The sequence below is a fragment of the Streptomyces sp. NBC_01428 genome (assembly GCF_036231965.1).
Classification (GTDB): domain Bacteria; phylum Actinomycetota; class Actinomycetes; order Streptomycetales; family Streptomycetaceae; genus Streptomyces.
The window spans coordinates 5,140,676-5,166,863 of the sequence record NZ_CP109499.1 but is presented as its reverse complement, the minus strand read 5'-3'; the positions used below and the strand labels follow the sequence as shown (position 1 = coordinate 5,166,863).

Sequence of the window (26,188 nt, the reverse complement as noted above, 5' to 3'; positions counted from 1 at the left end):
GGTGGCGCCCTTGCTTCGAGCGGGCTCGAAGGCGTTGGCTGAGGCCTCATGAAGTACACACAGCTCGGACGCACGGGGCTCAAGGTCAGCCGGATCGTCCTCGGCACCATGAACTTCGGACCGCAGACCGACGAAGGCGACAGCCACGCCATCATGGACGCGGCGCTGGACGCGGGCATCAACTATTTCGACACGGCGAACGTGTACGGCTGGGGCGAGAACAAGGGCCGTACGGAAGAGATCATCGGGAACTGGTTCGCCCAGGGCGGCGACCGGCGCGAGCGGACGGTTCTCGCGACCAAGGTCTACGGGAACATGGGCGCCGAGGGCGAGCCGTGGCCCAACCAGGACAAGCTGTCCGCCCTGAACATCCGGCGGGCCGTCGACGCCAGCCTGAAGCGGCTGCGGACCGACCACATCGACATCTACCAGTTCCACCACGTCGACCGGACGACGCCGTTCGACGAGATCTGGCAGGCGATCGACGTCCTGGTGCGGCAGGGCAAGATCCTCTACGTGGGATCGAGCAACTTCCCCGGATACAAGATCGCGCAGGCCAACGAGATCGCCGCGCGCCGCGGCGGCACCATCGGCCTGGTCAGTGAGCAGTGCCTCTACAACCTCGCCGAGCGGCGCGCCGAGATGGAGGTCATCCCGGCGGCTCAGGAGTACGGGCTCGGGGTCATCCCCTGGTCGCCGCTGAACGGCGGGCTGCTGGGCGGGGTCATCAGGAAGCAGGTCGAGGGCGGCCGCCGGGCGAGCGGCCGGGCCGCGGACGCCCTCGCCGACACGGCCGTACGCGACCGGATCCAGGCCTACGAGGACCTGCTCGACAAGCACGGTCTGGAGCCCGGTGAGGCGGCCCTGGCGTGGCTGCTGACCCGTCCCGGGGTGACCGGTCCGATCGTCGGCCCGCGCACCGCGGAGCAGCTGGAGTCGGCGCTGCGCGCCGTGGAGCTGGAGCTGTCGCAGGAGGTCCTGGACGGTCTCGACGAGATCTTCCCGGGTCCGGGTCCCTCTCCGGAGGCGTTCGCCTGGTAGGGCGGGCCCCGGGGCGCGCCCGGGGTCGGGCGGTGGCGGTCGCTACCTGACCGCCGCCGCCAGTGCCACGACGGCGAACATCAGCACGAGCACACCGGCCATGATCCGGTTACGGGTCTTCGGGTTCACGCCATCGAGGTTAACGGTCCGCCTGCCCGGTCCCGTCGCCCGCCCCCAGCGGCCGGGCGGCCAGTGTCTCGTAGCGGGGCCGTTCTCCGGGGATCCCGGAGTCCGGCAGGTTGCTGCGGACCAGGCACAGCTCGCCCACGGTCCAGGTGCGTCCGGCGAAGCCGTCGAGGGCGGTGAGGTACGGGGTGAAGTCGGCGGAGTCGCGGCTGCGGGCCAAGGTGAGGTGGGGCCGGTAGGGGCGGTGTTCCTCCATGGCGATGCCCGCCTTGCGTCCGGCGGCCTCCGCGCGGGCGGCCAGCAGGCGCAGGCTGTCGAGGTCCCCGGTGGCGCCCGCCCACAGGGCGCGGCCGCCGAAGTGGCCGCCGCCGCGCAGGGCCAGCGGGAAGGGCGCGGTGCGGTGGGCGGCGCGGGTGAGCCGCTCGGTCAGGTCCGGGACGGTGGTGTCGGCGACCTCGCCGTAGAAGGCGAGGGTGAAGTGCCAGCCGGGGCGGCCCGTCCAGCGCAGCGCGTCGGCGCCCGGTGTCCGCCGCAGCAGGTCGGCCTCCGTGGCGAGTTCACGCACCGCGTCGGCGGGCGGCAGCACGGCCGCGAAGAGTCTCATGCGGCCACTTTCCCAGCCTCCACGCGGCCGCGTGGAGGGAAGTGGAGGGAATCCCGCCCGGCGCCCGCTCCCCCGCACGCGAGGGGCCGGCCGTCGCGTGCGGGGGGCCGGCCGTGGCGTCGGGCCGGCGGTGCGCCGGCGGGGTCTCACACCGTGGCCAGGTGCTCCTCGGTGCGGGTGCGGGGCACGAAGCGGACCCGGGGTGCGCCGCGGTGCCAGCCGAGGGAGACGCGCAGACCGCCGAGGCGCGCCAGGACCAGGCCGATCGTCGTCGCCGCGGCCATCGAGACGAGGCCGCCGAGCGCGAAGCCGATCCGGGGACCGTAGGCGTCGGTGACCCAGCCGACCAGCGGGGCGCCCAGCGGTGAGCCGCCCATGAAGACCATCATGAACAGGGCCATGACGCGGCCGCGCATGGCCGGGTCGGTGGCCATCTGGACCGAGGTGTTCGCGGTGACGTTCACCGTCAGGCCTGCGATGCCGATCGGGACCATCAGCAGGGCGAACAGCCACAGTGAGGGTGCCGTCGCGGCGACCACTTCGAGCGCGCCGAAGGCGATGGCCGCCGCGATGAGCACGCGCAGCCGTGCGGTGCCGCGCCGGGCGGCGAGCAGCGCGCCGGCCAGTGAGCCGAGCGCCATCAGCGTGTTGAAGAGGCTGTAGGCGCCCGCGCCGGCGTGGAAGGTGTCGTCCGCGTACGCCGACAGCCAGACGGGGAAGTTGAACCCGAAGGTGCCGATGAAGCCGACGAGGACGATCGGCCAGATCAGGTCGGGGCGGCCGGCGACGTAGCGCAGGCCTTCGCGGAGCTGGCCCTTGCCGCGCGGGGTCCGCTGGACGACGTGGAGTTCCCGGGCGCGCATCAGGAGCAGGCCCGCGATGGGGGCCACGAACGACAGTCCGTTCAGGAGGAAGGCCCATCCGGTGCCGACGCCGGTGATCAGGAGTCCGGCGACGGCGGGGCCGACCAGGCGGGCGGACTGGAAGTTGGCCGAGTTCAGGCTGACCGCGTTCTGCAGCTGGCCGGGTCCGACCATCTCGGAGACGAAGGACTGGCGGGCCGGGTTGTCGACGACGGTGGCGAGACCGACGGCGAACGCGGCGAGGTAGACGTGCCAGACCTGGACGTGTCCGGAGAGGGTGAGGAAGGCGAGCGCCAGGCCGGTGAGGGCCATCGCCGCCTGCGTGACGAGCAGCGTGGGGCGCTTGGGGAGCCGGTCGACGAGGACGCCGCCGTACAGGCCGAAGAGCAGCATCGGCAGGAACTGCAGGGCGGTGGTGATGCCGACGGCGGCGGAGGAGCCGGTCAGGCTCAGCACCAGCCAGTCCTGGGCGATGCGCTGCATCCAGGTGCCGGTGTTGGAGACGACCTGGCCCAGGAAGAACAGCCGGTAGTTGCGGACCTTCAGCGAGCTGAACATCGAGGAGGAGCGCGGGGTGCGGGGGGAGGATCCGGCGGTGGCCGGCGCGGTCCCGGCGGCGGCCGAGGGGGTCGCGGGCGCGGCCTGCGCGGGGTCCTCCACCGGTGCGGGGTCCACGACCGGTGCGGGTTCCGCGCCGGCCGGGGAGGTTCCGGCCGTGGCCGGGGAGTCGTGGGCGGCTGAGGAGTCGTGGGTGGCTGGTGCGGGGGCGGAGTGTGCTCCGGGTCCCGTACTCAAAAGGGCTCGCCTCCGGGGAGTCGTGGACGTCGGCGTCATGGGGGGCGTCGGCGCTTGCTGGGGGCGGCCCCCGCCGATCGGGGATCGGTGGGGGCCGGTGGTGCGGGTCAGATGTGGGCGAGCTTCTCCAGGACGGGGGCGGCCTCGCGGAGCTTGGCCCACTCGTCCTCGTCGAGGGCCTCGACCAGCCCGGCCAGGAACGCGTTCCGCTTGCGGCGGCTCTCTTCGAGCATGGCCTCCGCCTTGTCGGTCTGCGTGACGACCTTCTGGCGCCGGTCCTCGGGGTGCGGCTCCAGCCTGACGAGCCCCTTGGCCTCCAGGAGCGCGACGATGCGCGTCATGGACGGCGGCTGCACGTGCTCCTTGCGGGCCAGTTCGCCGGGCGTGGCGGTGCCGCAGCGGGCGAGGGTGCCGAGCACCGACATCTCGGTCGGGCTCAGCGACTCGTCGACCCGCTGGTGCTTGAGTCGACGCGACAACCGCATCACTGCGGATCGCAAGGCGTTCACGGCGGCCTCGTCGTCGCCCTGGGTGAGGTCAGGCATGTTCTTTAGCGTAACTCATTACTCTCGCTAAAGACCAACGGGGTGCCCGTGAAGCGCGCCACCGAACCCCGGGGTCACTCATATGAGTGAGCCGGATCCGGAAAGCGTCCCGGTGCCGCCCGGCATGCGGCGACCCTCGACTCCATGGGGACCAGCGTGCTCAGCCTGCGTATAGACGGGGAGCTGCTCGACCGGCTCCGCCACCATGCCGCCAAACGCGGAATGAGCGTCCAGGACTATGTGGTCCGGACGCTCATTCGCGACGACTTCGACGAGCGGTTCCAGACCGCCGTCGACGAGACGGAGAAGTTCTACGGGGTCACGTGAGGCCGCGTGCCCGTGTCACCGTCCCCGGCCGGCTCAGGTCAGGCCGAGGGCCGGCATCAGGTAGTAGAAGGTGAACACCGCCGACACCACGTACATCGCGACCGGGACGTCCCGCCCGCGGCCCGCCGCCAGGCGCAGCACCACGAAGGTGATGAAGCCCATGCCGATGCCGTTCGTGATCGAGTAGGTGAACGGCATCAGCATCATCGTCACGAAGGCCGGGATGGCGATCGTGTAGTCCGCCCAGTCGATCTCCTTGATCGAGTGGGACAGGATCAGGAAGCCGACCGCGATGAGCGCGGGGGTGGCGGCCTGGGACGGGACCATCGTGGCGACGGGGGTCAGGAAGAGGGCGACGGCGAAGAGCGCGCCGGTGACCACGTTCGCGAAGCCCGTGCGGGCGCCTTCGCCGACACCGGCCGTGGACTCCACGAAGCAGGTGGTGGCGGAGGAGGAGGACGCGCCGCCCGCGGCGACGGCGATGCCGTCGACGAAGAGGACCTTGTTGATGCCGGGCATGTTGCCGTGGGCGTCGGTCAGCTTGGCCTCGTCGCCGATGCCCATGATCGTGCCCATCGCGTCGAAGAAGCACGACAGCAGCACGGTGAAGACGAAGAGGATGCCGGTCAGCACGCCGACCTTGTCGAAGCCGCCGAAGAGGCTGACCTTGCCGACGAGGCCGAAGTCCGGGGAGGCGACCGGGTTGCCGGGCCACTTGGGCGTGGTCAGGCCCCAGGACGGGACGGTGGCGACGGCGTTGATGATCACCGCGACGACGGTCATGGTGACGATCGAGATGAGGATCGCGCCGGGCACCTTGCGGACCATCAGGGCCAGCGTGAAGAGCGTGCCGAGGATGAAGACCAGGACCGGCCAGCCGGTGAGGTGTCCGTCGCCGCCGAGCTGGAGCGGGACGGTGGTCTGGGCGACGTCCGGGATGCGGGAGACGAAGCCGGAGTCGACCAGGCCGATCAGCATGATGAACAGGCCGATGCCGATGGCGATGCCCTTGCGCAGGCCGAGCGGCACGGCGTTCATCACGCGCTCGCGCAGCCCGGTGGCGACCAGCAGCATCACGACGAAGCCGGCGAGGACCACCATGCCCATGGCGTCCGGCCAGGACATCCGCGGGGCGAGCTGGAGGGCGACGACCGTGTTGACGCCGAGGCCCGCCGCGAGCGCGATCGGCACGTTGCCGATGACGCCCATGAGGAGCGTGGTGAACGCGGCGGTCAGGACGGTGGCGGTGACCAGCTGCCCGCCGTCGAGGTGGTGCCCGTACATGTCCTTCGCGCTGCCCAGGATGATCGGGTTCAGCACGATGATGTACGCCATCGCGAAGAAGGTGGCGAAACCGCCGCGGATCTCGCGCGGGATACTGGAGCCCCGCTCGGAGATCTTGAAGTAGCGGTCGAGGGCGCTCTGCGCGGGCCGGGACTCCGGCTCCTGCGGGGCGGGGGCCTGGGTGGCGGCCGAGGTGGACATGCGGGTCCTCAAACGAGCAGGGGAATGGGGAACATGATCAAGTCTGGCCAGTGTCCGGTCACCGACGGGTTTCCCCCAGGTTTCCGTTGGTGTTTCGTACGAATACAACCGGCCAGAGTTGGACGGTTTCAGTATGAACATATGAGTCCGAAATCGCTATCTCCGCGCGTAGACCGTTGGTATACAAGGGAAGCGAGGGTGCGGGCGTCGGCCGGATAGCACTCCTCGTAAGCTGTGCACATGGCGAAGTGGACCCCCAAGCACGAGGCGCCGGAGCCCCTGGAGGGCCCCGTCGTCGCCACCATCACGGGCGGCACGATCCTCTGGTTCGTCCTCTTCCTGGTGCAGCTGCCGTTCTACGGCTGGTTCGACGACCACGGACACCTGTGGTGGGTGTGGACCTGCCTGGCCGGCGCGGGCCTCGGCCTGATCGGCATCTGGTACGTCCGCAGGCGCGACGCCGCCATCAAGCGCTCCCTCGCCGCGGACGCCGCCTCCCCCGTGACGGAGTAACGGCCACCCCCGGGCCCCTCGGGCCCTCCCCTACGTCCACGGCAGCATTACCCGCCGCCCCCGTCCTCCCCAGGTCGGATCTTTCGGGCGCTCGGCGGGTGAAGCCGTATATCCGCACGTACCGTCGAATGCATGACCCACATCGACGCGGGCGCCGGACTCGATCCCGTTCACCCCGTGCCCATACCCGCGTCCCGGCGGGCGAAGGGGCTGACCGCCGCCGAGGTGGCCGAGCGGGTCGCGCGCGGCGAGGTCAACGACGTCCCCGTCCGCAGCAGCCGCTCCATCGGCGAGATCGTCCGGGCCAACGTCTTCACCCGGTTCAACGCGATCATCGGGGTCCTCTGGCTGATCATGCTGGCCGTCGCGCCGTTCCAGGACAGCCTGTTCGGCTACGTGATCATCGCCAACACCGGCATCGGCATCGTCCAGGAGTGGCGGGCCAAGAAGACCCTCGACTCCCTCGCGGTGATCGGCGAGGTGAAACCGACGGTCCGCAGGGACGGGGAGGCCACCGAGGTCGGCACCTCGCAGATCGTGCTCGGCGACCTCATCGAGATCGGGCCGGGCGACAAGGTCGTCGTCGACGGCACCTGCGCGGAGGCCGACGGGCTGGAGATCGACGAGTCGCTGCTCACCGGCGAGGCGGACCCGGTGGTCAAGCATCCCGGGGACGAGGTGATGTCGGGCAGCTTCGTGGTCGCCGGCGGCGGCGCGTTCACCGCGACGAAGGTCGGCCGGGAGGCGTACGCGGCGCAGCTCGCGGAGGAGGCCTCCCGCTTCACACTCGTCCAGTCCGAACTGCGCACCGGTATCTCCACGATCCTCAAGTACGTGACGTGGATGATGATCCCGACCGCCATCGGCCTGATCATCAGCCAGCTCGTCGTCAAGCAGCACGGCTTCAAGGACTCGGTCGCGCGCACCGTCGGCGGCATCGTGCCGATGGTCCCCGAGGGGCTCGTCCTGCTCACCTCCGTGGCCTTCGCCATCGGCGTCGTCCGGCTCGGCCGGAAACAGTGCCTCGTGCAGGAGCTGCCCGCCATCGAGGGCCTCGCCCGCGTCGACACCGTCTGCCTCGACAAGACCGGCACCCTCACCGAGGGCGGCATGGACGTCACCGAGCTGCGGCCCCTGGACGGCGCCGACGAGGGGTACGTGCGCACGGTGCTCGGCGCGCTCGGCGCGTCCGACCCGCGGCCCAACGCCTCCCTCCAGGCGATCATCGCCGCCTACCCCGACAGCGAGGGGTGGCGCTGCACCGAGTCCCTGCCGTTTTCCTCCGCCCGCAAGTACAGCGGCGCCGGGTTCAGCGAGAGCGACGGCGGGGCGAGCACCTGGCTGCTCGGCGCCCCCGACGTGCTGCTGGCCGAGGGCGACCCGGCGCTCGCCGAGACCGAGCGGCTCAACGAGGCGGGACTGCGGGTGCTGCTGCTCGCCCGGACCACCAAGGACCTGGAGGACCCCGGCGCGAAGGAGGCCGCGCGGCCCACCGCGCTCGTCGTCCTGGAGCAGCGGCTGCGGCCGGACGCGGCGGAGACCCTGCGCTACTTCGCGGAGCAGAACGTCGAGGCCAAGGTCATCTCCGGCGACAACGCGGTGTCGGTGGGCGCCGTCGCCGACAAGCTGGGTCTCAAGGGCGAGGTCGTGGACGCGCGCCGGCTGCCCTCGGAGCAGGACGAGATGGCGAAGTCCCTGGAGAAGGGCACGGTGTTCGGCCGGGTCACCCCGCAGCAGAAGCGGGACATGGTCGGCGCCCTCCAGTCGCGCGGGCACACCGTCGCGATGACCGGCGACGGGGTGAACGACGTGCTGGCCCTCAAGGACGCCGACATCGGCGTCAGTATGGGCTCGGGGTCCGAGGCGACCCGCGCGGTGGCGCAGATCGTGCTGCTCAACAACAGCTTCTCGACGCTGCCCTCGGTGGTCGGGGAGGGCCGCCGGGTCATCGGGAACATCACCCGGGTGGCGACGCTGTTCCTGGTGAAGACGGTGTACTCGGTGCTGCTGGCCGTCCTCGTGGTGTGCTGGCAGGTCGAATACCCCTTCCTGCCGCGCCACCTGACCCTGCTGTCAACGCTGACGATCGGTATTCCGGCGTTCTTCCTCGCCCTCGCGCCCAACACGGAGCGGGCGAAGCCCCATTTCGTGCGGCGGGTGATGCGGTACTCGATCCCCGGCGGGGTCGTCGCGGGCGTCGCCACCTTCGTGACCTATCTGATCGCCCGGCACCACTACAGCGGGAGCGGCTCGCTGGACGCCGAGACGAGCGCCGCGACGCTGACGCTGTTCCTGATCTCGATGTGGGTGCTCGCGATCATCGCCCGGCCCTACACCTGGTGGCGGATCTGCCTCGTCGCCTCGATGGGCGGGGCGTTCCTGCTGGTGCTCGTCGTGCCGTGGCTCCAGCACTTCTTCGCGCTGAAGCTGGTCGGCACGACGATGCCGTGGATCGCGGTGCTGATCTCGGTGATCGCGGCGGCCGTCCTCGAAGCCCTGTGGAGGCTGGTCGACCGCCGCGTCCCCGCGTGAGCGGTGTTACCGGCTACCGGGTGGGTTACTGCACGTCGACGTAGTCACCCGTGGCCTTGACGGCCGGGGTGGTCGAGGTGCCCGCGAAGTTGTAGCGGAAGTAGCCGTCGACGGTGGCCGTCGTGGTCGTCTTCAGGTTGCCCTTGGAGTCCGACTTCACCGTCTTGAGGGTGGACGTGTAGGTGGAGACGGACTTCTTGCGGAACTGGAGCCCGACCGGCTGGACGGTGTAGCCCGCGTACGCGTGGGTGTCCCAGTTGGCGCGCGACAGCAGGCCGGTGACCGTGATGGTCTTGCCCTTCTTGACCGGCTCCGGCGAGGCGTTGACCGTCAGTCGGGCGTAGCGCTGGACCCGGGCGGTCTTGTAGGCATCGGTGATGACGTAGTCGCCGTCGTTGCCCTGAGCCCCGGCCCACACCTTCCACGTGCCGGCGAGGATGTTGCTGTAGATGTTTTCCTTCGGGTCGGCGACAAGCGTCACCTTGCAGGTCGCAGTGGTGGCGCCGGAGGCCGTGCAGGTGCCCGTCTCCGCGTCCGGGACGATGGCACCATCGACGTCGTCGTCGATGTTCGAGCCGTGCCAGAGCATGGCATAGCCGTCGTTGATACCGGACGGGTCGCTGGCCGTCACGGTGACGGTGAAGATCTTCTTGTTGCTGATGCCGACCACGATGTCGTCGCCACCGTTGACGGTGACGCTCGTGATCTTGGTGTCGCCCACCTTCTCGTCGGCCGGAGAGGACCCGGTGAACGGCGTGATCTTGGAGGTGGAGGGCGCCTTCGAGGCGAGACTCCCGTGACCGTCGGCCTGCGCGGCCGGCACGGCGAGGGCGGAGAGGGCCAAGGCGCCGGAGACGGCGGCCACGGTGGCACGTATACGCATGCGATCCCCAAGTGGAGAAAGGGGCCCGGCCGGTGGTCGTTCCTCGCGGTTCGTCGACACCGGGGGCCCAAGTGATCGTGGAGTCTGTTGACTCCGGTGATCAGATCAGCGACGCAGGCGAATAGTTGTACGGGTGATGAAGATTTTGTGCACGCGTTACCAAGATCGCAGCGGGGCGGGCGGACAAACCGCCCACCCCGTACGCGATCGGTCCCGGACGGCTCAGTCGAACCAGCGGTCCCGGGCCAGTTCCTCGGTGCGGGACGGGTCCTCCAGGAGCGCGGCGACCTCGAAACGGCGCGGCCACTGGCCCGCCGACCAGGCGAGCCCGGCGGCCACCCCCTCCACGGTGGCGGCGTGCAGCACACCGTCGCGGGTGACGCGCCAGTCCAACTCCGTCCCGTCCACGACGAGTTCCTCGTGCTCCAGGTACGAGGCGGGCGTCGCCGGCCCCAGCAGCAGCCGTACGGAGTCCGGGACGTCGTGCTCGGTGCCCTCGGAGGTGACCTCGCCGGTGACGGACTCGCTGAGCCGCCGCACCTGGAACAGCTCGGCGAGCTCCGCGGCCCGCGCCGGACGCACCGGCAGCAGCGGCACCCCGTCGGTGAAGGCCAGCAGGTCGGGCGAGTCGACGACCACGGCGTCGGCCGCGTCCACCACCCGCACCTCGCCGTCCACGACGGCCCGCAGCTCGTCCGGCAGCGTCACCTGCTCGGGGTCGAGGTCGGCCAGCGCGCCGTAGAGGGCGTGCAGCTGGGCACCGGAGACCTCGCGGTCCGGGTCGGCGAGCCGGTCGAGGAGTTCGGCGGCGCCACCGGGCTCGTCGAGCAGGGCGGCCACCGACGTCCGGACGCCGAGGGCCCGCAGCACCTGTTCGTCGTCGAAGCCGGTCGCGTCCGCCTCGTCGTACAGGCCGCGCAGCAGCGGATCGCCGCCGGCCGCGAGCAGACCGGCCGGCCGGCGCCCGTCGAGCACCGGATGTCCGCGCAGCCACCACGCCGTGTAGGGCCGGACGACCTCGTGGGTGCCGTCGGGCAGCAGGATGCGCATCTGCTGGGTGATCGCGTCCCGCAGCGGCGGCTGCGCGAGCAGGGCGAGCGCCTGCGGCCACCGGTCGTCGTCGATGAGGTCCAGGTCCCGTACGGCGACGATCTCGGTCGCGACGGGCGGCACCGGGGAGTCCGGCAGCCGGTCCAGGACGTCCTCGCACCACACGTCCACCGCGTCGAGCAGACCCGCGTCGTCGGGCTGGGCGAAGTCCCCCTCGCGGGGCTCCAGTTCGTCCGGGTCGAGGACGACGTCGGTGGCCCGCACCAGGGCGAAACCGGCGAGCACCCCGCAGGCGGCGAGCGGCTGCCCGCCCCAGCGGTCCGCCAGCTCCGTGTCGACGAAGGCGAGTTCGTCCTCGCGCATCACCTGGGCGAACGGGCTTCCCGGCAGCACGAGTTCACCGGCGGGCGCGATGTCGCCCTCCTCGTCCGGCAGGGCCAGCGCGCCGAGCCAGGGTTCGTCACCGGGTTCGAGCCCGGCGTCGCGCACCAGCGCGAGCACGGTGTCCGCCAGTTCCTCCGCGTCCGGGGTGTCCTCGTCCCAGGCCCCGCCGTCGTCGTCCAGCGAGGCGGCCACCGCGGCCCGCACCTGCGGGGTGGTGAGCACCGCGCGCGGTGTCGCGGGCAGCGCGCCCAGCTTCTCCAGCAGCGGATGCGCGGCGTCCGGGTGCGCGACCTTCAGACCGAGCCGGGCGAGGGTGTCCGGCGCGACCGGCGAACCGTCGGCGGTGGGCAGCAGCACCTGGCGCGGCCCGATCGTCGTCCGGCCGTCGGCCAGCGGCACGGGCAGCCCCGACAGCCGGTCCGGGTCGACCCCGGCGAGGCTGTCGTAGAGGCGGTGCCACCAGCCCGGTTCCTTCTCCAGACCGGCGAGCCGGTCCACGGCCTCCGTGAGCGGGACCCGGGCGACGCCCAGGGTGCGCAGCTCGGCGCGCCGTTCCAGCCCGGCGGGCAGCAGGCTCGGCAGGACCTCGGCGAGGACCCGCACCGTCTCGGCGCCCGCTCCCTCCACCACCTCCGCGTCGCGCGGCCGCAGCGCGGCCGGCTGCTCGGCCGGGCCGCTGCCGGGCCAGTCGACGGGGTCGTCCGCGGCCGGTGTCTCGTCCGGCGGGGCGGCGGGCGGCAGGAACGCGGTGCGCGGGAGCCGGTCCAGGACGGCCCGGCGCAGCGCGCCGTCCAGTTCGCCCTTGCCGAGCGGTCCGGGCACCAGGTCGATGATCCCGGTGTCCACCGGCCGCCACGCGGCGAGCAGTTCCGCGTACGCGTCCGCCGCGCGCTCCACCAGGAAGTCGGTCAGCGGGCCGGGGGCCGCGTGGCGCCGGGTGGTGTCCAGCGGGAGGGACGCGATGAGCAGCGCGGGCACGCCGAGTGCCTCGTCGCTGGGGGTCGGCGCGTGGACGACGGGGCTGGTCCGGGGCCGGGCCGGGGTGCCGTCCGCGTCGACGGGGACGGCCCAGGTCACGGACCAGTGCGGTCGCAGCCGCTCCTCGACCGGGCGGTCGGCGAGCAGGGCGGCGTCGAGGGAGCCGTGGTGGGAGACGGTGCGGTAGCGGGTGGCGCCGTCGCGGGAGTCGTCGATGGTGACGAGGCCGTGACCGGCGGCGGCCTGTGGGTCGCCCGCGCCGGTGCCGTGCGGGGTGCCGGTGGCTGCCGGTGCGGGGGTGTGACCTGCGTCCGCGTCGTCGCCGGGGCGGGTGCGGCGCAGGGTGCGGACCTCTCCCTCGCCCGTCTCGACGACCACTTCCTCCAGGCCGGGCAGGGCCAGCAGGAGGGCGTCGTCCACGGTGCGCAGGAGGCGCTCGGCGAGGTCCTGCGCCGCGGAGTCGCGCAGCGGGAGGATCACAGCCGTGTCGTACGGGTCCGGGGCGGTGCCCTCGGCGGCGAACGGCAGCCGGAGCAGCGGCACATGGCCGTCGCGGCGGCGGATCTCGTCGCCGAGGCCCGCACTGTCCCCGGCGGTGCCGGCGGCGAGGTCGCGGGCCTCGGCGAGGGCCCAGCGGACGCCGCCGTGCCGGCCGACGACGGCGGGTTCGTCCGTGACCGCGAGGACCGCGGCGAAGCCGACGCCGAACCGGCCGACGGCCGTGTCGTGGGCGTCCCGTTTCGAGGAGGCGCGCAGTGTGGAGAGCGACTCGACGCCTGCCGCGTCGAGGGCCGCGCCGGTGTTGGCCGCGATCAGGACGCCGTCGCGCAGGGTCAGCCGGAGGCGTCCGGGGGTGCCGGCGCGGGCGGCGGCGTCGGCGGCGTTCTGGGCCAGCTCCACGACGAGCCGGTCGCGGTACCCGCCGAGGACGAGGTCCTCCTCCGCGTTGGCGTCCTCGCGGAACCGGGCGGGGCTGGCCGCCCAGGCGTCGAGCACGCCACGGCGCAGGCGCGCCGTGCCGAACGGGTCCGCGCCCTCGGCCGCGGGCCGCACGAGCTTACTCACGGATTCACTCTCCCTCTCGGGTGACGCGTCCGCGCGGGCGGCGGGTCGCGGCTCGAAGGTACCCCGCGCCCTCCCGTGCTCCCGCCGGGGGCGGCGGCCGGAACCGGCCTCTCCGGCGTTTGGGGAGCGGGGTACGGGGCGGAGCCCCGAGTACGGGACGGGCAGGGGGCGGAGGGGGCGAGAAAGCGGTGACCCGTCCCGGGGAAAGGGGCCGGAATCGGCCCCCGCCCGGGACGGCGTGCCGCTACGGCTACGAGTGGCCGAGCTCGGCGGTGGACTCGTCGGGGGCGACGGAGACCGACCCGGAGTCCGGGGACGGCCGCAGCGGGAACGGGTCCACCTGGGTCTCGTCGATCACCGGCTGAGGCGGCCGCGGAGGCGCCGGCATGACGGCAGCCTCGGAATGCCCTCCGCACCCGTACGCGAGGGACACCACATGCCCGTCGGCGGGCGAGAACTCGTTCGCGCAGACCCCGAACGCCTGTCCGAGCGTCCCGCCGATCCGGTTCAGGAAGCCACAGCTGACGCAGGTCGCGGGCGCGGCCTGCGCCATCGCGGTCTGGGGCCCGTACGACTCTTCCCAGCGGTCGGCGGCGACGTGCAGGCCGTAGCGGGACAGGACCCGGGCCCGGCGCAGGCCGAGTTCCTCGGCCACCGCGGCGATCGAACCGCGGCGCGGGGCCATCGGAAGGTTCGCGGGGGTGCCCGCGGTCACCTCGATGTCCTCGGCCTCCACCAGCTCGGCCATGTCGTCCGAGACCGCCGAGTTCGGCGCGGGCTCGTCCTCGCCCGAGAAGCCGGGTTCGAGCCGCAGGTCCTCGGCGTCCGTGGGCAGCAGGTCGCCGGGGCCCATGTCGCCGGGGCGGAGCCGCTCGCTCCACGGCACCCACTCGGGGGCCAGCAGCGCGTCGGTCCCCGGGAGGAGCACCGTCTCGTCGAGGGTGACGAGCTTCGCGCGGGAGGCGCGGGCCACGGTGGACGCCCAGCGCCAGCCGCGGTATCCCGGTTCCTTGCACTCGAAGTAGTGCGTGACAACGCGGTCCCCCTCGGAGACCATCCCGAGGTGCTCGCCGACGATGCCGGGATACGCGACCTCCTCGGCAGCCGTCCGGGCGAGATCGATCGCCTCGGCGCACAGGCGGTCAGGGGTGCGGCTTCGCGTTGTCGCTGCGCTCACAGGTATCGCTTCTCTCCTACGCCGTCTCACGGGTGCGCCATTCCTCCGGCGGGGGTGCGGACGGAGCGGACCGGTGGGCCGCGTCGACGTCCGCGCCCGATCGCACTCGGGCGCACCTACGCCATCCATTCTGCGGGATGGCCGAGAGGCGCGCGGCCGAGAACAATCGCCGCATGCGCGTTACGCACGCTACCTTCTCCTGGCCCCTGGGCCCACACCGGCGGGCGTCTTCGGCGCTCCGCGCCGGTATCCGGGCCGCTCCACGGCGCGCCGCCGGACCGCCGGACGCCACCGATCCGGCGGCCCGCGCCACGGCTCCCGCACCCCCCGGCGCGCCCCGCTCCCCCACAAGCCGCCGCCCCCCATCCGCGCGGTAACCGCACTACAAACCCCGATCTCGGGGCACTATGACGGGGTGGCATCCGCGAGGTCGCCCCAGGGAGCCACCGGTGTCGGTGGCGCCAAGGGGAGCAACGAAGGCGGCGGATCGGGCCGGGTGAGCGGTTCCGTCCGTGCGGTGGGGCGTGCCCTGAACTTCCCCGTGACGAAGACGGCGCGCGGCATCCGCCGGGCGACGCACGCGCACGGGGCGGGCGAGTCGGGCCTCGGAAAACTCATCGAACTGCACGCGGTGAACGGCGCGGGCGACGTCATGATCACCGTGGCGCTGGCGTCCACGGTGTTCTTCTCGGTGCCGACCGACGAGGCGCGCGGCCGGGTGGCCCTCTACCTGGGCATCACGATGGCCCCCTTCGCGCTGCTCGCCCCGGTGATCGGCCCGCTCCTGGACCGGCTGCCGCACGGCCGGCGCGCCGCGATGGCGGGCTCCATGCTCGCCCGGGCCATGCTCGCGCTGATGCTGGCGGGCGCGGTGGTGAGCGGCACGTTCGAGCTGTATCCGGCGGCGCTCGGGGTCCTGGTGGCCTCCAAGGCGTACGGCGTGGTGCGCAGCGCCGTGGTGCCCCGCCTGCTGCCGCCGAACTTCTCCCTGGTCAAGGCCAACTCACGGGTCACCCTGGGCGGGCTCCTGGCCACCGGTGTGGCCGCGCCCATCGGGGCGCTCCTCCAGTCGCTGGGTGCCCGCTATCCGCTCTACGGCGCCTTCGTGATCTTCATCGCGGGTACGTTCCTGTCCTTCTCGCTGCCGCCGAAGGTCGACTCCGCCAAGGGCGAGGACAAGGCGCTGCTCGCCGCCGACGAGGGGCATCTGCACGGCCCGCACCTGAAGAAGCCGCCGCGTCCGGGGCTGCGGACGGTGGGCACGGCCGTCACGCACGCGCTCGCCGCGAACGCCTCGCTGCGCTGCCTGTCCGGCTTCCTGATCTTCTTCCTCGCGTTCCTGCTGCGCGAGCACCCGCTGAGCGGCAAGAGCGCGGCGGTCTCACTGGGCCTGGTGGCCGTCTCCGCGGGTGTGGGCAACGCGCTCGGCACGGCGGTCGGAGCCTGGCTGAAGCAGCGCGCCCCGGAGCTCATCGTCGTGACGGTGGTGGCGTTCGTGCTGGGCGCCGCGATCACGGCGGCGGTCTTCTTCAGCACCGCGCTGGTGGCCTGCCTGGCGGCCGTCGCGGGGTTCGCGCAGGCCCTCGCGAAGCTGTCCCTGGACGCGATGATCCAGCGCGACGTCCCCGAACTGGTCCGCAACTCCGCGTTCGCCCGCTCCGAGACGCTGCTCCAGATGGCCTGGGTCCTCGGCGGTGCCATCGGTATCGCGATGCCGCTGAACGGGTCGCTCGGCCTGTCGGTGGCCGCGGGGATCGTCGCCCTCGGCTGGCTGACGACCGTGCGGGGGCTGCTTTCCGTGGCCCGGCGCGGGGGTTCGGGGCGCTCACGGGTGTCCTGAGCCGCGCGGGACGGTGTCCGGGCCGCGCGGGTCCGGGTACGGCACGCCGTACCCCACGTGGGGGGACTGGTGGGCCTGCCCGATAGCCTTCGCCCATGACCTCCCTGCCCCGCGGCAGAGCCGCTAATGGACGACGCGCCGCCCGCAGCCGCCGCGCCGTCGCCGCCGTCGGCGCCGTTTCCGCCGGACTCCTCGCCCTGTCCGCCTGCGACAAGCCGACCCCGTTGGCCACCATCACGGTCGGCGACAACTCGGTGAGTTCCGAGACCGACTGCTACAACGACGGCGACGCGGTGAAGACCGCCGACCTGGCGAAGTGCCTGCAGTCCAAGGACATCAAGTCCATCAAGGTCGATCCCGACGCGACCGTGCGCTTCGGTGTGGACCCGAAGATCGCGGACAAGGGCTGGACGATCCTGATGAACGGTCAGCCGCTGACCGACTCCAGCACGAAGACGTACCGCACCATCCCGGGCAGCGTGTTCTTCAACGAGCAGTACGGCGCCAAGGGCAACTCGACGGTCGTCTCCATCAAGGAGGGCGAGAAGGACGTGTCGGGCCTGTGGTCCTTCAAGCTCCAGAAGGACGCCTGATCACTGCCGCTGGGCCCAGGGTGCTCGTGGCCACCGCCGTCCCCGCCGAGCGGGACGCGGTGGCCGGGGTGTCCCCCGGCCCCGGCCGTGAGACACGGCTGCCCGGCGCGACCCTGCTCCGGACCGGCGGACTCGATCTGCTGGCCGCCGGTGTGGGGCCGGCCCTCGCCGCCTCCTCCGTCTCCGCCGCGCTCACCGCGGCGGCCCTCGCGGGCACGCCGTACGGGCTCGTCGTCTGCGCCGGAGTCGCGGGCGGTTTCCAGCCCGGCGCGCCGGTCGGATCGCTGGTGGTCGCCGACGACATCGTCGCGGCCGACCTGGGCGCCGAGTCCCCCGAGGGCTTCCTCCCGGTCACCGACCTGGGCTTCGGGACCGTCAGTCACCGGCCGCCGGATTCACTCGTACGAGAGGTCGCGGCCGCCACGGGCGCGCAGGTCGGGACGGTGCTCACCGTGTCGACCGTGACCGGCAGCGCGGCGCGCGCCGCCGAACTGCGCGCCCGGCATCCGCTGGCCCTCGCCGAGGCGATGGAGGGCTTCGGCGTCGCCGAGGCGGCCGGCGCGCACGGGGTGCCGGTGCTGGAGATCCGCGCGGTGTCCAACCCCGTCGGCCCGCGTGACCGCGCCGCGTGGCGCATCGGCGACGCGCTCGCCGCACTCGCCGGGGCGTTCGGGAAGCTGACGCCCCTCCTGGAGAGTTGGAACGGACATGACCGTACGCACTGAACCTTCCGAAGACCTGCGGATCGCCTACTCGCCCTGCCCGAACGACACCTTCGTCTTCGACGCCTGGGCGCACGGCCGGATCCCGGGGGCGCCCCCGCTCGACGTGACCTTCGCGGACATCGACATCACCAACGGCATGGCCGAGCGCGGCGAACTGGACGTGCTGAAGGTGTCGTACGCCGTCCTGCCGTACGTCCTCGACGACTACGCGCTGCTGCCGTGCGGCGGTGCACTGGGCCGGGGCTGCGGGCCGCTGGTGCTGACGCGGGAGGCGGGCGCCGACCTGACGGGCCGTACGGTCGCGGTGCCGAGCGAGAGGTCGACGGCGTATCTGCTGTTCCGGCTGTGGGCGGCGGACACCGTGCCCGGCGGGGTCGGCGAGATCGTCGTCATGCCGTTCCACGAGATCATGCCGGCGGTGCGGGACGGGAAGGTCGACGCGGGTCTCGTCATCCACGAGGCGCGTTTCACGTACCAGAACTACGGGCTGCACAAGCTGGCCGACATGGGCGAGCACTGGGAGCGGACGACCGGACTGCCGATCCCGCTGGGCGCGATCATCGCGCGGCGCTCGCTGGGCGCGGAACGGCTGCGGGCCCTCGCCGACGCCACCCGGGCCTCGGTCCGCGCCGCCTGGGACGACCCGGAGGCGTCCCGCGGTTACGTCCTGGAGCACGCCCAGGAGATGGACCCGAAGGTCGCGGACCAGCACATCGGCCTGTACGTGAACGAGTTCACGGCCGATCTCGGCGAGGACGGGTACGCGGCGATCCGCGGACTGCTCACGCGTGCGGCGGCCGAGGGGCTGGTACCGCCCCTCGGGCCGGACGCGCTCGACTTCCCCTGACCGGGGGGATCCGGAGCCCTCGGGCCGTCCGGATCCCCCCGGTCAGACGTCGAGCTGGTCGGCGACCGCGCGCAGCAGGCCCGCGATCTTGGAGCCGGAGGCCTTGTCGGGGTAGCGGCCCTTCTCGAGCATCGGCGTGATGTTCTCCAGGAGGGTCGTCAGGTCCTGGACGATGGACGCCAGTTCGTCGGGCTTGCGGCGCTGGGCCGCCGCGACCGACGGGGTGGGGTCGAGGATGGTCACCGAGAGCGCCTGGTCGCCGCGCTGACCTGCGACGACTCCGAACTCCACCCGCTGGCCGGGCTTGAGAGCTTCGACTCCGGCGGGCAGGACCGAGGAATGGACGAAGACGTCGCCGCCGTCGTCGCGGGAGAGAAAGCCGAAGCCCTTCTCACTGTTGAACCACTTGACCTTGCCAGTCGGCAAAGCACACCTTCCCTCGATCGGTCCCGGACGGGGCCGGACACTCCTGAACTAGCTGTTCAACCCACCTTATCCGGGGTCTCCCCAGCCACACACGGCCTTAATCACGCCCGGAAACGAGACTGCGCCCCGACCCGTTAGGGCAGAGACGCAGAGACAGTGCAGGGACTCAGCCTTCCCTGGCTTCAGCCTTGACACGGAAGACCGTTGCTCGCCCAACGCTGTGCTTCGCAGCACCATTCATGACGTTCATCCCGCCCTTGAGGTCTTCCAGGACAGCCGTACGGTCAATCTCCCTGGGACGTCCCCAACTCTTGCCGTTGACCGAACGGAGCTGGGTGAGCACAGAGGCCAGTCCCTCACGCTCGAAGTCAGTGGCGGTCTTCTTGTCGGCGTAGCTGTGCTCAGCCGGCACACCCTGAGAAGCCAGCCAGTCAAGCTGTCGCCTCAAGTCCTGCACTGCAGCGCGGGCCGCCCCCTGACATAATTCGAGCCTTAAATACAGAGGGAGTGAATTCACAATTGAACAGATAAAGAAATGGATCCCCTCAAATGATGGGTCATTTCTTCGCTCCTTTCACTTGCTGGCAAATTTCAATGCCTTCAAGCGGTGCCCTTCCGATACGTTGTGGCTAATCAGCATTCTTTGCATTTTCTTCCTTCCAGGACGCGAGAGCGCAAGTTCATTGGCCATGACCTGGATATCTCCCAGATCCATGACCATTCCCCTTTCACTCTCGTCCGTTCCCTTATCCCACGCCCAGATCTTTACTTGGTAGGTGCGGAGGAATTCCCTTCGGTCTTCCTGGTCTTTGGCCTCCCAGACTTCCCCGTACTTATTACCCGTTGCATTGAGAGCGGATACAGCCCTCCCTTCTTCCTGTTTAGCCAGTAGAGCGACCTTTCCGGAAAGGGACTTGTGCATGCGCATGTATGACTCTTCCTGTCCCTCTCCGTCGTACTCCCCTGCAATGTATTTTGCTTCCAGATTTTCAAGGCGCGCTCTGGTTTCCTGGAGTTCCCTTGCTTGAGAGGGTCCCGTTCCGGCACGCTCGTAGATGTCCCACGTACCCACGCTGTCCCGTACTGCCTGTTCAACCCACGTGTCCAGGGTGTCAGCACGTACGTAAAGACCCGTTGTGCATGCTCCGCCCTTGAACTTGTTGGAGCAGCGGTAATACCTGTGTCCAGGGATCTTCTGTCCATCCTTCCTGACGTGGCCGGAGTTCAGAAGAGACGTAACGACAGCTCCGCAGTTACCACAGCGCGCAATACCAGAGAGAAGGCTCTTAGCGCTGACTCGCGTTCCCTCTGTATAGGCTTTGGGGCCCGGTTTGATCCTGTCAACCAGGTCTGTCCACTCGTCCATCGTTGCCAAGGACTTCTCAGGGAGAATCACAGGCTCTCCCTGGTCATCCAATACAGCCTCTCCCTTGTAGGCGTAGATACCAGGGACCCAAGAGGAGCGGATGAACTTGTTGATGATGGTTGACTGCCACTGAGTCCCCTTGGTTTCCTCACCTTTCAACTTCCTCAGATGGTCTCCCCATGTGGGTACGCCACGGGAGTTGAAGTCACGGGAGATTCGGTGTGTGGACTGTCCCTCACGGACACGAGAGAAGATCTCTTCCACGTAGGGATAGAAGTCCTGGTCAATCTCCAGAATCTTCCTCTTGCCTCCCTCTACGGCTTTGATGCGGTAGCCGGTAGGCGGAGCCCCAACGAGCCATGAACGGTTCTCCAAACGGCTCTGCACTCCGTTCAGGATGCGTGCCTGGATCGTGTCCCACTCAGCCTCAGCAAAGACGGCAGTCATGCGAGCCATCATCTTGCCCTGAGGGGTGGAAAGGTCGAACCCTTCCTCTACGCAGACAATGAACTTGCCGTTCTGCTGCGCCCATTCAAGTAGCTCATTGAAGTGCATTGAGCGACGGGTGAGCCTGTCCATCCTGGCCGCGATGATCACGTCGAACTCATTGGCGCGGGCAGTAAGCCACATGCCCAGCTTGGGACGCTTGAACGGGGAGATGGACCCTGAGACGTCTGTGTCCTCCGCCTCACCCACCAGGACGCCGGACAGGAGCGGGGAACTGACGTGGTGTCGGATGACGCCCCGTTGCCACTCGATGGACGTGGAGCCGTCCGAGTCCGCAGACAGGCGCAGGCACGAGAGGTATCGCAGACCAGGTGTCATGGCGGGGAGGCTAGCGGAGTTTGTGTGCCTAGGTGACCGGCTTCAGCTTGCCCGTTGGCACCGTCTGTCCTCGTCCTCGTACTCGTCGGGAACTGCTCGGGAGAATCGTCGGGAGACCGCTCGGGTCGTTGCAGGGGCAACTGCCCGTGAAACGGCCCCGGATAGCACGACAGCGGGTCGCCCGACCCGCCGGTACCAAGGCTAATGGTCCGGCGGCCGGTGACAAGACGTCGCCGGATTGTTCCTTCGCGCAGGGAACTACCCTGGTCGAGTGCGTGACAAAACCCAAGCGAATTCCCGCGAAGCCGGAGACCGGCTGATCCGTGCCGGTGCCATCGTGTTCTTCATCGGAGCCGTGGCCACACTGGTCACGGTGGCACCGCTGTTCCTCGGCACGAATCCTTTTCCGACCTACATGTTCGGGCTGAGCATGCTCATGGGGGTCGGCTTCCTACTGGCGGCCGCCGGCGTGCTGCGATCCGCCGCGGAGGGCCGCCGCAGGGCGCGCGCCGCGAGCTCCTGACCGGCGGCGCGCCCGGGGATCCCGCCGGGCTCCACCCGGCTCCGGCCGGCTCCCGCTAGCGGTGGTTCTTCAGCCAGGCCGGGAACTCGGTGAGGTCGGCGAGGACGACGTCGGCGCCGGCGGCACGCAGTTCGTCCGCGTCGCACGGGCCGGTCGCCACGCCCACCGCGTACGCCTGCGCCGTGTGCGCGCCGCGTACGTCGCCGGTGTGGTCGCCGACGTACACGCTCGCGCCGTGCTCGCGCAGGGCCACCGCCTTCTGTTCGGCCCACAGGTTGCCGACGAGTTCGTCGGCCGCGATGCCGAGGTGGTCCAGGTGCAGCCGGGCGTTGGGCTCCCACTTCGCGGTGACGACGACCGTGCGCCCGCCCGCCGCCCGGACCGCCTCGACGGCCTCGCGGGCGCCGGGCATCGCGAGCGTCCCGGTGATGGCGTGCGCCGGGTACATCTCGCGGTAGAGGTCGGCGATCGTCGCGACGTCCGCGGCCGGGAACCAGTTGGCCAGTTCGTCCTCCAGCGGCGGACCGAGCCGGGTCACCACGAGATCGGCGTCGATGTACGTCCCCGTCCTGGCCGCCATCGCGGTGTAGCAGGCGTGGATCCCGGGGCGGGAGTCGATCAGGGTCATGTCGAGGTCGAACCCGACGGTCAGCGCTGGGGCAGTCATGTGCGCCATTGTGCCCAGGCCGTCCCGGGCCGGTCGGGGCACCCCTGACCGGGGGCGACCGCCGGAGGACGCAGGGGCGGGCCGTCGGGTTCAGCGGCGGCGCTGGGAGCGCCAGACCAGGTACAGGGCGGAGGCCACCGCTGCGGCGCGGACGACCCAGGGCCATGTCTCGGCCATCGCGTCGCTCATGTGCCCGTCCGCGACGGGGTCGCCCCAGCGGCCGTTCTGCCGGCCCCAGAGCCAGACGAGGCCGCCCGTGACCGCGAGGCCGGGCAGCACGAGGACCGCCCACTTGGACTCGGCGGGGGTCAGCCGGCGGGATCCGTAGGCGATCAGCCAGCCGAGGCCGAGGGCGAACCAGTTGCCGAGCACGGCGCCGGCGACCAGGAGGGCGGCGGCGAGCAGCAGGAGCGGGTTGGCGGAGGCGGCGAGGAGGGAACGGCGGCGGACGACGACGGGGGCGACGACCGTCGTGTCCGCGGCGCCGGGTGCTGGCGTCTTCCCGGGGTTCTTCCTCCGAAACCGGGTCCAGCGCCCGCTCCGGCCCTTGCCCTTGTCCGTCGGGTCGGTGCGCGCGGCCTTCTCCGCCGCCTCGGCCGCCTCCTGCGCCGTGCGGTCCTTCTGTGCGGGCGGCGGCCTGAGCAGCTCGGGGATCTCCACGCCGCCGGTGAACCCGGGCACGCTGTCGCCGAGTCCGAAGGGGCTGCCGGTGACCCGCCACCAGTCGGGCCGGGTCGCGCTGTCCCCCAGTTCGTACGCGCCGGCCAGATGGGGCGGTGAGGGGACGTCGGGCCCGCTGTCCGCGGCGGGCGGGGGCTCGGCGGGGCGCGGGCGCGGGACGACGCGGCGCAGTCCCTTGGGCCGGTCCCGCGTGCTGTCGGAGCGCCGGCCCGGTACGGCGGCCCGGGTGTCGGTGGCCGCTTCGGGGGTGATGGCCGAGGGGGTGCCGGAGCCCGGTGCGCGGCCCGCTCCGGCCGCGGAGACGACGGCGTCGGGGGTGCCGAGCCGTTCGAGGAGGCGGCGGACGGCGGCGGGGCTGTCCGCGGTCTCCTCGGCCCTGCTGCGGTCGATCGCGCCGCGCAGTTCCGTGACCAGGCGCATCCGGGTCGCCGACGGCAACTGCCGCTGCTGGGCCAGGTCTCCGACCCGGCTCAGGTAGTCGAAGACCAGCTGGTCGCTCTCGATCCCCACGAAGTCCCCTCCGGGGCGGGTGCGTTGGATTCCCCGTGGTGACGAAGGTACCGGTTTTTCCCCACCGGGGAGGCGGCCGCCCCGTCCGTGGAACGCTCCCGCCGGGTGCGCGTCCAGCCCTGCGGCGGCCCTCGGGGACATGTCACCCGCTACCGTTGACAGGATGAGCCCCGAGACGACCGCCCCGCGGTCCCTGGCGGAAGCACTCCGGGCGCGGGACGACGCCTCGCTGACCGCTTTGCTGCGTTCCCGTCCCGACCTGATCACGCCCGTCCCCACGGATCTCACCCAGCTCGCCACCCGGGCGGGCACCCGGGCGTCGGTGGTGCGCGCCCTGGAGCGGCTCGACCGGTTCGCGCTCCAGACGGCCGAGGCCCTGGCCGTGGCCCCGGAACCGGCCGCGTACGGCGAACTGCTCGGGCTGCTGGCGGGGGACGACGCCGACCCCGCGGTGACGGCGGCCTTCCCGCACGCGCTCGGGACGCTCCGCGAGCAGGCGCTGGTGTGGGGGCCCGACGACCGGCTGCGGCTCGTACGGACGGCCCGCGAGCTGCTCGCGCCGTCACCGCAGCACCCCTCCCCCACCGGGCTCGGGCCGACGGTCGCCGAGGCCACCACAGGCATGTCACCGGGCCGTATCCAGGAGATCGTGGCCGCTGCGGGGCTCGCGACGACGCACGACTCGGTGTCGGCGGTGGCGTCGCTCGGCGGCCTGTTCGCCGACCGGCGCCGGATGTCCGCCCTGCTCGACGAGGCGCCCGCCGAAGCGGTGGAGGTGCTGTCGCGGCTGGTGTGGGGGCCGCCGTACGGGCAGGTGACGGCGGAACCGGCGGCGCATCTGCGGTGGCTGATCGCCCGGGGCCTGCTGCTGCCGACGGCGCCCGGCACGGTCGTCCTGCCGCGTGAGGTGGCCCTGCATCTGCGGGCGGGCCGGGCGCACCGGGTGACGGAACCGGTGGCGCCCGCGGTCGAGGCCGCGACGACGCACCGTCCACAGGTTGTGGACGCCGCCGCGGCCGGCCAGGCCTACACGACGCTGGCGACGGTCGAGGAACTCCTGAAGGACTGGCACGAGGGCGGTCCCCCCGTGCTGCGCGCGGGCGGGCTGAGCGTGCGGGACCTGAAGCGGACGGCGGTGGCGCTCGACGTCTCCGAGCCCGTCGCCGCGTTCTGGGTGGAACTCGCCCACGCGGCGGGCCTGGTGGCGTCCGACGGCGAGGCCGACGAGCGGTACGCGGCGACCCCGGCCTACGACGAGTGGCTGGAGCTGCCCGCCGCCGAGCGCTGGGCGCGGCTCGCCTCGGCGTGGCTGGCGGCGACCCGTACGGCGGGGCTGGTCGGCGGCCGGGACGCGAAGGACCGGACCCTGTCCGCGCTCGGCCCGAACCTCGACCGTTCGGCGGCGCCCGAGGTCCGCCACCGTGTCCTCGCGCTCCTCGGCACCCTGCCCGAGGGCTCCTCGCCCGCCCCGGACTCCCTGCTCGCCCGGCTGTACTGGGAGCGTCCGCCGCGCGGTGCCCGGACCCCCACCGACGATCTGCGGACCCGGCTGGCCCGGTGGACGCTGTCCGAGGCGGAACTGCTCGGGGTGACCGGCCGGGGCGCGCTGTCCGCGCAGGGGCGGGCGCTGCTGGGTCTGCCGCCGTCGGCCGCCGTACCGGAGGCGGAGGCGTCGGGTCCCGGCGCCAAGCTGCCCGCGCACAAGCGGCACCACCCGGCGGACCGTGCCGCGGCCGGTGCCGTGCCCCGCTCCCCCGCCGAGCAGGCCGCGGCGGCGGAGCGCGCGGCCCGGCTGGTCGCGCCGCTGCTGCCCGAGCCGCTCGACCACGTGCTGCTCCAGGCGGACCTGACGGCGGTCGCGCCCGGCCCGCTGCAGCGTCCGCTGGCCGACACGCTCGGGGTGCTCGCGGACGTCGAGTCCAAGGGCGGCGCGACGGTCTACCGCTTCACCCCCGGCTCCGTACGCCGGGCCCTGGACGCCGGGCGTTCTGCCTCCGACCTGCACGCCTTCCTCGGCGCCCACTCCCGTACGCCGGTTCCGCAGCCGCTCGCCTATCTGATCGACGACGTGGCGCGCCGGCACGGGCACCTGCGGATCGGGGCCGCGTCGGCGTACGTGCGCTGCGACGACGACGCCATGCTCAGCGAGATCCTCGCCGACAAGCGGTCGCAGGGGTTCCGGCTGCGCCGGCTCGCGCCGACGGTGCTGGCCGCGCAGGCCGATCCGGCGGCTCTCCTGGAGGGGCTGCGGTCGATGGGCTTCGCGCCGGCCGCGGAGTCGGCCGAGGGCGACGTCCTGATCACCCGGGCCCACGCCCACCGCACGCCGCCGCGCACCGCCCCCGAGCCCGTCCCGGACGGCCCGCCGGTGCCCGACGCGACGCTCCTGGGCGCGGCGGTCCGTGCCATCCGGGCCGGGGACCTCGCCTCGACGGCCCCGCGCAAGGACGACCCGGCCGGCGACGGCCCGGCCACCGGGGAGCTGCCCCGCACCAGCTCCGCCGAGACCCTCGCCACCATGCAGGCCGCCGTCCTCACCGGCGAGGCCCTGTGGATCGGCTACGTCAACGCCGAGGGCTCCGCCAGCCAGCGTGTCATCGCCCCCATCCGCGTCGAGGGCGGCTTCGTCACCGCGTACGACCACACGGCCGACGAGGTCCGCACGTACCCGCTGCACCGGGTCACGGGGGTGGCGGAACTCGACGACCAGCCGTGAGGGGGCGGGTCGTGGCCCGGGCGGTACCGGGGCGGGCCGACGACCAGCCGTGATCACCCGCCGGTAAGGCACACTGGACGTTTGGCCGAGCATCCGCGCCG

Annotated in this window: 22 protein-coding genes; 10 read left to right on the top strand and 12 right to left on the bottom strand. The window is 71.8% G+C overall.

Annotated features, from left to right (window positions below):
• The first annotated feature begins 48 nt into the window (after nt 1-48).
• Nucleotides 49-1,041, top strand: a complete 993-nt coding sequence (locus tag OG406_RS22495; protein ID WP_164372081.1) for an aldo/keto reductase — start codon at nt 49-51, stop codon at nt 1,039-1,041.
• A 139-nt stretch (nt 1,042-1,180) separates the two neighbouring features.
• On the opposite strand, the gene thpR is transcribed toward OG406_RS22495, so the two are convergent.
• From thpR to OG406_RS22480, 3 genes are all read right to left on the bottom strand, one after another.
• The gene (gene thpR / locus OG406_RS22490) at nt 1,181-1,771 is read right to left on the bottom strand and encodes an RNA 2',3'-cyclic phosphodiesterase (protein WP_164372082.1); all 591 of its coding nucleotides are present in this window, start codon (nt 1,769-1,771) and stop codon (nt 1,181-1,183) included.
• A gap of 146 nt (nt 1,772-1,917) precedes the next feature.
• Nucleotides 1,918-3,192, bottom strand: a complete 1,275-nt coding sequence (locus OG406_RS22485) for an MFS transporter (RefSeq protein WP_164372124.1) — start codon at nt 3,190-3,192, stop codon at nt 1,918-1,920.
• Between the two features lie 344 nt (nt 3,193-3,536).
• Nucleotides 3,537-3,974 (bottom strand): MarR family winged helix-turn-helix transcriptional regulator, encoded by a 438-nt coding sequence (locus OG406_RS22480; RefSeq protein WP_081217896.1) that lies wholly within the window; start codon nt 3,972-3,974, stop codon nt 3,537-3,539.
• Between the two features lie 144 nt (nt 3,975-4,118).
• On the opposite strand from OG406_RS22480, the gene OG406_RS22475 reads away from it, so the two are divergent.
• The gene (locus OG406_RS22475) at nt 4,119-4,301 is read left to right on the top strand and encodes a ribbon-helix-helix protein, CopG family (protein WP_081217897.1); all 183 of its coding nucleotides are present in this window, start codon (nt 4,119-4,121) and stop codon (nt 4,299-4,301) included.
• Nucleotides 4,302-4,334: 33 nt separating this feature from the next.
• Here the strand turns inward: OG406_RS22475 and OG406_RS22470 are convergent, their stop codons facing one another.
• Nucleotides 4,335-5,786: an NCS2 family permease gene (locus OG406_RS22470; RefSeq protein ID WP_081217898.1), complete on the bottom strand. Its 1,452-nt coding sequence runs from the start codon at nt 5,784-5,786 to the stop codon at nt 4,335-4,337.
• Between the two features lie 240 nt (nt 5,787-6,026).
• Here OG406_RS22470 and OG406_RS22465 point away from each other — a divergent pair, with 240 nt between their 5' ends.
• Nucleotides 6,027-6,299: a DUF2530 domain-containing protein gene (locus OG406_RS22465; RefSeq protein WP_164372083.1), complete on the top strand. Its 273-nt coding sequence runs from the start codon at nt 6,027-6,029 to the stop codon at nt 6,297-6,299.
• A 132-nt stretch (nt 6,300-6,431) separates the two neighbouring features.
• Entirely contained in the window at nt 6,432-8,831 is a 2,400-nt protein-coding gene (locus OG406_RS22460; RefSeq protein WP_266847879.1) for a cation-translocating P-type ATPase, read from the top strand.
• Nucleotides 8,832-8,856: 25 nt separating this feature from the next.
• Here the strand turns inward: OG406_RS22460 and OG406_RS22455 are convergent, their stop codons facing one another.
• The 3 genes from OG406_RS22455 to OG406_RS22445 all read right to left on the bottom strand — a co-directional run bounded on the left by OG406_RS22455 (nt 8,857) and on the right by OG406_RS22445 (nt 14,368).
• Nucleotides 8,857-9,714 carry a DUF5707 domain-containing protein gene (locus OG406_RS22455; protein WP_329187412.1) on the bottom strand — a complete coding sequence of 286 codons (858 nt, stop codon included), beginning with the start codon at nt 9,712-9,714 and terminating at the stop codon, nt 8,857-8,859.
• 222 nt (nt 9,715-9,936) lie between these two features.
• A complete protein-coding gene (locus OG406_RS22450) occupies nt 9,937-13,191 on the bottom strand; it encodes a sacsin N-terminal ATP-binding-like domain-containing protein (RefSeq protein WP_329187410.1) in 3,255 nt (1,084 codons plus the stop codon).
• 250 nt (nt 13,192-13,441) lie between these two features.
• Nucleotides 13,442-14,368, bottom strand: coding sequence for a DUF3027 domain-containing protein (locus OG406_RS22445; protein WP_329187408.1), 927 nt, complete (start codon nt 14,366-14,368; stop codon nt 13,442-13,444).
• 415 nt (nt 14,369-14,783) lie between these two features.
• Between OG406_RS22445 and OG406_RS22440 the strand changes: the two genes are divergently transcribed.
• From OG406_RS22440 to OG406_RS22425, 4 genes are all read left to right on the top strand, one after another.
• The gene (locus OG406_RS22440; protein ID WP_081217904.1) at nt 14,784-16,208 is read left to right on the top strand and encodes an MFS transporter; all 1,425 of its coding nucleotides are present in this window, start codon (nt 14,784-14,786) and stop codon (nt 16,206-16,208) included.
• A gap of 95 nt (nt 16,209-16,303) precedes the next feature.
• Nucleotides 16,304-16,801 (top strand): DUF2771 domain-containing protein, encoded by a 498-nt coding sequence (locus tag OG406_RS22435; RefSeq protein ID WP_164372088.1) that lies wholly within the window; start codon nt 16,304-16,306, stop codon nt 16,799-16,801.
• A gap of 26 nt (nt 16,802-16,827) precedes the next feature.
• Entirely contained in the window at nt 16,828-17,526 is a 699-nt protein-coding gene (locus OG406_RS22430; protein WP_329187405.1) for a futalosine hydrolase, read from the top strand.
• The gene (locus tag OG406_RS22425) at nt 17,510-18,373 is read left to right on the top strand and encodes a 1,4-dihydroxy-6-naphthoate synthase (protein ID WP_081217906.1); all 864 of its coding nucleotides are present in this window, start codon (nt 17,510-17,512) and stop codon (nt 18,371-18,373) included. Before OG406_RS22430 ends, OG406_RS22425 begins: the two co-directional genes overlap by 17 nt.
• 42 nt (nt 18,374-18,415) lie before the next feature.
• Here OG406_RS22425 and OG406_RS22420 read toward each other — a convergent pair whose 3' ends face one another.
• The 3 genes from OG406_RS22420 to OG406_RS22410 all read right to left on the bottom strand — a co-directional run bounded on the left by OG406_RS22420 (nt 18,416) and on the right by OG406_RS22410 (nt 20,990).
• On the bottom strand, nt 18,416-18,799 hold the full coding sequence (locus tag OG406_RS22420) for a cold-shock protein (RefSeq protein WP_081217907.1): 384 nt from the start codon (nt 18,797-18,799) through the stop codon (nt 18,416-18,418).
• Between the two features lie 166 nt (nt 18,800-18,965).
• Nucleotides 18,966-19,247, bottom strand: coding sequence for a hypothetical protein (locus OG406_RS22415; RefSeq protein WP_327409517.1), 282 nt, complete (start codon nt 19,245-19,247; stop codon nt 18,966-18,968).
• Between the two features lie 126 nt (nt 19,248-19,373).
• Nucleotides 19,374-20,990, bottom strand: coding sequence for a recombinase family protein (locus OG406_RS22410; RefSeq protein ID WP_327409516.1), 1,617 nt, complete (start codon nt 20,988-20,990; stop codon nt 19,374-19,376).
• A gap of 271 nt (nt 20,991-21,261) precedes the next feature.
• Between OG406_RS22410 and OG406_RS22405 the strand changes: the two genes are divergently transcribed.
• A complete protein-coding gene (locus OG406_RS22405) occupies nt 21,262-21,513 on the top strand; it encodes a hypothetical protein (protein WP_081217908.1) in 252 nt (83 codons plus the stop codon).
• A 55-nt stretch (nt 21,514-21,568) separates the two neighbouring features.
• Here OG406_RS22405 and OG406_RS22400 read toward each other — a convergent pair whose 3' ends face one another.
• Both OG406_RS22400 and OG406_RS22395 read right to left on the bottom strand, forming a co-directional pair.
• Entirely contained in the window at nt 21,569-22,189 is a 621-nt protein-coding gene (locus OG406_RS22400) for an HAD family hydrolase (RefSeq protein ID WP_164372091.1), read from the bottom strand.
• Between the two features lie 81 nt (nt 22,190-22,270).
• Nucleotides 22,271-23,371: a hypothetical protein gene (locus OG406_RS22395; RefSeq protein ID WP_329187401.1), complete on the bottom strand. Its 1,101-nt coding sequence runs from the start codon at nt 23,369-23,371 to the stop codon at nt 22,271-22,273.
• 163 nt (nt 23,372-23,534) lie between these two features.
• On the opposite strand from OG406_RS22395, the gene OG406_RS22390 reads away from it, so the two are divergent.
• The gene (locus OG406_RS22390; RefSeq protein ID WP_164372093.1) at nt 23,535-26,087 is read left to right on the top strand and encodes a helicase C-terminal domain-containing protein; all 2,553 of its coding nucleotides are present in this window, start codon (nt 23,535-23,537) and stop codon (nt 26,085-26,087) included.
• The last annotated feature ends 101 nt before the right edge of the window (nt 26,088-26,188 follow it).